The sequence below is a fragment of the Pseudolactococcus piscium genome, assembly GCF_002441695.1.
GTDB lineage: Bacteria > Bacillota > Bacilli > Lactobacillales > Streptococcaceae > Pseudolactococcus > Pseudolactococcus piscium.
Genome location: NZ_JXJW01000041.1, coordinates 1 through 4,190 on the forward strand (window position 1 = coordinate 1; position 4,190 = coordinate 4,190).

General features: G+C 39.0%; 5 protein-coding genes and 1 pseudogene. 3 read left to right on the top strand and 3 right to left on the bottom strand.

Annotated elements, in window-relative coordinates; genetic code table 11:
* Window positions 1–111: 111 nt before the first annotated feature.
* The 3 genes from RU86_RS11465 to RU86_RS11475 are packed head-to-tail and all read left to right on the top strand — an operon-like array spanning window position 112 to window position 2,669.
* Window positions 112–333: a helix-turn-helix domain-containing protein gene (locus RU86_RS11465; RefSeq protein ID WP_081144484.1), complete on the top strand. Its 222-nt coding sequence runs from the start codon at window positions 112–114 to the stop codon at window positions 331–333.
* Window positions 326–1,453, top strand: coding sequence for a DNA cytosine methyltransferase (locus RU86_RS11470; RefSeq protein WP_081144483.1), 1,128 nt, complete (start codon window positions 326–328; stop codon window positions 1,451–1,453). The genes RU86_RS11465 and RU86_RS11470 overlap by 8 nt, the downstream gene beginning before the upstream one ends.
* Entirely contained in the window at window positions 1,431–2,669 is a 1,239-nt protein-coding gene (locus RU86_RS11475; RefSeq protein WP_081144482.1) for a DNA cytosine methyltransferase, read from the top strand. The genes RU86_RS11470 and RU86_RS11475 overlap by 23 nt, the downstream gene beginning before the upstream one ends.
* A gap of 26 nt (window positions 2,670–2,695) precedes the next feature.
* On the opposite strand, the gene RU86_RS11480 is transcribed toward RU86_RS11475, so the two are convergent.
* From RU86_RS11480 to RU86_RS12165, 3 genes and pseudogenes are all read right to left on the bottom strand, one after another.
* Entirely contained in the window at window positions 2,696–3,745 is a 1,050-nt protein-coding gene (locus tag RU86_RS11480) for a restriction endonuclease PLD domain-containing protein (protein WP_096815414.1), read from the bottom strand.
* 13 nt (window positions 3,746–3,758) lie between these two features.
* On the bottom strand, window positions 3,759–3,962 hold the full coding sequence (locus RU86_RS11485) for a helix-turn-helix domain-containing protein (RefSeq protein WP_096815415.1): 204 nt from the start codon (window positions 3,960–3,962) through the stop codon (window positions 3,759–3,761).
* A 19-nt stretch (window positions 3,963–3,981) separates the two neighbouring features.
* A pseudogene (locus tag RU86_RS12165) lies at window positions 3,982–4,190 on the bottom strand (hypothetical protein); the annotation flags it as partial.

A 4,190-nucleotide genomic window follows, 5' to 3' on the forward strand; every position in this document is an offset into this window, starting at 1 on the left:
TAATTGGTAGTTATTAGAGGTGCCCTTTACTCATCTGAATTTCTGTGGTAAAATTAATTCTATATTTATAGAAAAAATATCTACAAATATAGAACGCCAAGGAGGTTTCTTATGCCTGTTTCGTATGACAAATTATGGAAATTATCAATAGATAAAAAGATGAATAAGACTCAGTTGCGAGACTGTAGTGGGATAACATCGGCTACGTTGGCGAGGCTTAGCAAAAATAAAGGAGTCTCTCTTGAGATTCTCGAACGAATTTGTAGAGCCTTGGAATGTGAAATAGGCGATATTGTTGAATTTACAGGGGAAAAGGGTACAGCTGATGAATAATAAATATAACGTAATCGATTTATTCTCTGGAGCAGGTGGACTTAGTCAAGGCTTCGTTCAAGCAGGTTACAATGTGCTTGCGGGTATTGATTTTGATGATGCAGCGCTTAAAACTTATGCTCATAATATTAAAGGTGCAAAAGCACTGAAAGAAGACTTATTCAACGAGGAAGAGTCAATAAAGGATATCGAAGATGCTCTTGGTAACCAAGAGGTGGATGTTATTATTGCAGGACCACCTTGCCAAGGGTTCAGTCTAACTGGTGCTCGTGATATCAATGATTCACGAAATAAATTATATGTTGCAGTCGTTCATGCGGTCCAGCATTTCCAACCAAAAGCGTTCTTAATCGAGAATGTCCCGGGGATGGCAACATTATATAAGGGAGCAGTAAAGCAACAAATCATCAATACCTTTGAGGATATGGGTTATGCCGTGAGTGTAACTGAAAAACCTTTGTTGGCAGCAGATTACGGTGTCCCCCAATTCAGAAAAAGAATGTTTTTCGTTGGTTTTAGAAAAGACCTCGGCTACGATTATTTTGAATTTCCAACACCGTATTTAGAACCAGAACAATATATCGGAACTGAAGCGGCGATTTCAGATTTGCCATCACTTACAGAAGATTTGGGCGAAAATGTCATGAATTATTCATGCCCACCTGAAAGTGCATATCAAAGGCTGATGAGAAGAAATTCCGATGTGATTTTTAATCACGTTGGTACAAAGCACACTGAAGAAGTTCAGTGGGTAATCAGCCAAGTTCCTGAAGGCGGAAATCATAAAGATTTACCACCTGGCGTAGGAGAATCACGTAAGTTCAATGAAGCTTGGACGAGGTATCATAGTAAGAGACCTTCTAAAACAATAGATACTGGGCACAGAAATCACTTCCACTACAAGTGGAATCGAGTACCAACAGTTCGAGAAAATGCAAGACTGCAGTCGTTCCCTGATAATTTTGAATTTTTGGGAACAAAGACACAACAAAACAAACAAGTAGGAAATGCTGTACCACCTCTATTGGCTCAAGCAATTGGTGAAAAGATGTTAAGCCATTTAGGAACTGTCGAGATTTCGGAAATGGAGGTCGTGCATGAAAAAGTTAAACAATATTGAGTTGTTTGCGGGCGCAGGTGGATTGCTAGATGGATTTGAAAAGACAGGTAACTATAATTTAATTGGGGCAGTTGAGTGGCTAAAACCACAGGTACGAACTCTTATCCACAGATTGGATAGTCGATATGGAATTCAAGATGCAGAAGAAAAAGTTTTGAATTTTGATATCCAAAGAACTGATGAATTGTTAAATGGTTGGTCAGAGGATCCGGAATTTGGGACAAGTATTGGTCTTGATGAATTAGCAAATGGGAAAACTGTTGATGTTATTTCCGGTGGTCCTCCTTGCCAAGCCTACTCATTAGCGGGTAGAATTCGTGACAAAAATGGCATGAAGGATGATTATCGTAACTTCCTTTTTGAAGCATATATTCGAGTGGTAAATCACTTCAAACCAAAAGTGATTGTATTTGAAAATGTTGAAGGTATTCTGTCAGCAATTCCAACAGGAGAAAAGATTGTTGATTTAATTCATGCCGCATTTGACGAAGCAGGATATGAGATTGTGGATGATTTACGAAAATATGCATTATTGGATTTGACTGAATTTGGAGTCCCTCAAAAGAGAAAGCGTGTCATAATCGTTGGCATAAGAAGAGACGTTGATGACGTAGATTATCAAGCACTCCTGAAAGACTTCTACACGAATACCCTTTCTACGATGAAGGTAGACACGAAATCAACAGTAAGAGATGCAATTGCTGACCTTCCACCAATATATCCGCTAGGAGAACCCGTAAAGCGACAAGCTTATGAAAACAACAGTGGAGTGAATGGACACTCAGTCAGATTTCATAGCAAGCGTGACCAGGAAATATTCCATAGCTTGGCTAAAGATATCGAAGATGAAGAGTTTCTATATAATTCTTCCGATAAGCTGATTGAGTTATACTATGAAAAAACTGGTAAGAGAACGAACGTCCATAAGTACCACGTCTTGAGATGGGATGAACCAAGTAACACCATTCCGGCTCATTTGAAGAAGGATGGCTTGCGTCACATTCATCCTGACTCGTCTCAAAAGCGTTCAATCACTGTTCGAGAAGCGGCAAGACTTCAGACATTTGATGACGATTTTGAATTTAACGAGTCGCAGGTGTCCAATTTTGAAATGATTGGAAATGCAGTTCCACCGCTATTTGCTGAAAAGCTAGGTGGACTAATTCCGGGACTTTTATCTGAAATTGAAAACAATGAAAAAGTGGCTGCACTGTAATGGTGCAACCACTTTTTCATTTGGATTTATTCTACTGAAAAGTCTGCATAATATATGCCTTCATCAATTAGTGAGAGTGTTATGGTATCCCGTCCGTACGAAGTTAAGGTATCCATCGTAATTACATCGTCAACATCTACCCCGAGACGTTTACGTAAATATCGTCCAAGAATACTCTTCTTAGAAATTCGTTCCCCATCAAGATATGGTTGTTTAGCTGAAAAAGAAGCAAGTTGTTTAGGGTAGTTTTGACCTTCGAATACTTGGGTCCCTTCAAGAGAGGCCTCCATGATTGTTCCGTCATCCCAGATAAGCTCAATAGGATCAGAGTTACGTTGGCGTTTTCCTTCTGGTGTAGTAAATTCTGGGTTATATGGACGGATAAGTTGTTTCTCAGACTTTAAGATTTCCTTTGGTAAACGAATGTAAGCATCGCCTGCAGCTACATGAGCCCCACTCGACAAACGAGCAAGTCCCCAGTTTAAACCACTCGCAGTTGGGACGGCTTTTGTGCCGTGTGTTGTTGTATAGAGCGGAATTTCAAAACTGAATTGCTTAGCATTTTCATTAACATCTGGCGTATTATCAGTTTTGCTGTCAAAATCAATAATTACTTGATTTTTGTTGATTACTGGAGTTTCAGAAGAATGCTCATCAATGAACTTATAATAGATCTCTAGTGGACTAAAGGTATCTCGTGTTGCATCCGCAAGTGACTCGCGATAGTCTGTCCGCAGCCCATTTGATGAGAAGTTTGCAGAACCAATCAAGGCAGTAAGAGTTTTCCCTTTGTTTTTCCAAATATAAATCTTTGAGTGAATTTCTTGTTCAGCATATTTTATGGTGAGATTGGAGTTGCTCTGCTTAATACGCTCAAGCGAATCATAGAGTCGGACGTCAACTCCTGCAGGATACATGCCACCAATGACAGTGATTTTCATATTCGGAAGTTCTGCCAATCTTTCAACCGGTGAAGGTCCTAGATATCCACTGATAATAACGAGTTCATCGGGTTCTTCTGAGAGCAAGTCATGCTTTGAGAAGATAACATCTTCTAGTCCAGTGTAATATAACATTTTAATTCCCCTTTCATTCTTTCACAATTTCAACTATATCTGGTAAGTCGCAGTCAAGTGCTTCGCAAATTCGTAATAAGATATCTGTAGTTACGTTTTCCCCTTTTCCTAGTTTTGCAATTGAAGCGGAGCTAATACCAGTTAGTTTTCTTAGTTGTGCCTTATTCATGTTTTTATCAATTAGCAATTTCCATAATCGGTTATAGCTAAATCTCATTTTCCCCTATCCTTTCGCTTTACTTTTCTCTTCCCCATTGATAACCAAATAGTTCATTGCCCCCTTTGCTGAGGTGAAGAATCGCTGTATCATTTAGAATCTTTTGGGTTTCCTCTGAATAAGCCCCTTCCTTATCAAATGCTAAGAATATCTGTTTTTTATTCTGAGCATACAGCTTTATGATTGCATCAATTGAGTAGTTCTGTTGCGAAGTTTGAAAATCAAACG